The sequence below is a fragment of the Streptomyces sp. NPDC051567 genome, assembly GCF_044454165.1.
GTDB lineage: Bacteria > Actinomycetota > Actinomycetes > Streptomycetales > Streptomycetaceae > Streptomyces.
The window spans coordinates 1-1,592 of record NZ_JBITDK010000065.1 but is presented as its reverse complement, the minus strand read 5'-3'; the positions used below and the strand labels follow the sequence as shown (position 1 = coordinate 1,592).

1 protein-coding gene is annotated in these 1,592 nt (G+C 74.5%); it reads right to left on the bottom strand.

Translation table 11 applies throughout. The features are described 5' to 3' along the window. On the bottom strand, positions 1 to 1,592 hold a 1,592-nt coding region (locus tag ACIA5F_RS30905), incomplete at both ends, for a condensation domain-containing protein (RefSeq protein ID WP_399358785.1).

Genomic DNA, 1,592 nt, shown 5'->3' with positions numbered 1-1,592 from the left:
GCTGGTGAGGGTGGGTGCACCGATGTCGGTGCGGGTGCCGGTCCATTCCTCCAGGACCTGACGCCGCTCCACCGCACCCAACAACTCCAGCTCCGAGAGCCGCAGTTCCGGCCCGGCCGCAGCCTGCTCCAGCGTCCGCCGCAGCATGGCGACCATCCGCTCCACGGTCGCCTGCTCGTACAGGTCGGAGCTGTAGAGCACCGCCCCCGTCAGACCCGTGTCCTCCTCGGCGCGCAGCAGGAACTCCAGGTCGAACTTGACCGCACCCGTCACCAGCGGCTCCGCCGCGCCCGCCCGCACACCCGGCAGCTCCGGCGAGACGGCCGGCCCGGACTCCAGGGCCAGGCAGATCTGGAACAGCGGGTGCCGGGCGAGGGTGCGCGCCGGGTTGACGGCCTCCAGCACCAGGTCGAAGGGGGCGTCCTGGTGGGCGAAGGCATCCAGATCGGCGGCGCGCACCCGGCTCAGGAGCTCGCGGAAGGCCGGGTTCCCGGAGGTGTCCGTCCGCAGGACGAGCGTGTTGACGAAGAAACCCACCAGGCCGGCCAGGGCCTCGTCCCCGCGCCCGGCGACCGGCGAGCCGAGGGGGATGTCCGTCCCCGCTCCGAGCCGGGTGAGCATCGTGGCCAGCGCGGCCTGGAGCACCATGAACGGCGTGCACCGCTCGGCGCGCGCCAGCTCCACCACCCGCTTGTGCAGCTCGGGCCCGAAGTCGAGCCGGACCACACCGCCCCGCTGCCCGGCGACAGGCGGTCGCGGCCGGTCGCGTACGAGCCCGATCTCCTCCGGGAGATCCGCCAGCGTGCGCTTCCAGTAGGAGAGTTGGCCGTCCAGGGTGGCGCCTTCGAGGGCCGAGCGCTGCCAGAGGGCGTAGTCGGCGTAGGCGACGGGCAGCGGAGCCCACTGCGGTGAGCCGCCCGTGAGCCGGGCCGCGTAGGCCACGGAGAGGTCCGCGAAGAGCGGGCCCAGCGACAGGCCGTCGGTGGCGATGTGGTGGAGCAGGACGAGGAGGGTGTGCTCCGCCTCCCCGGTCCGCAGCAGCGTCACGCGCAGCGGGTGTTCGGCGGCGAGGTCGAAGGTGTGCCGGGCGGCGTCCAGCAGCGCGGCATCGACCTCCCCGGCCGGGACCGTCCGTACGTCGAAGGCGAGACGACCGGCCGGGCCGATCTGCTGGTACGGGTCCCCGTCCACGGTGGCGAAGCGGGTGCGCAGCGGCTCGTGGCGGGCGACGAGATCGTGGAAGGCGGCCCGCAGGGCGCCCGCGTCCAGCTCCCCGTCCAGCCGCACCACCATCGGGACGTTGTACGAGGTCCCGTGCCCCCCGAGCCCGGCCACCAGCCAGAGGCGTCGCTGGGCGAAGGACAGGGGCAGCCGCTCGGGCCGGGGCTCGGCCCGGGTCAGCGGCGGCAGCGCGGGCCGGCCGGAGGCGGCGGCCAGCTGTCGGGCGAGGGTGGCGGGGGTGGGGTGCTGGAAGACGTCGCGGAGGGTGAGGGCGACGTGGAGGGTGGTGGTGACGCGGTGGGTGAGGCGGGCGGCGAGGAGGGAGTGGCCGCCGTGGTCGAAGAAGCTGTCGTCGATGGAGAGCGGCGCGG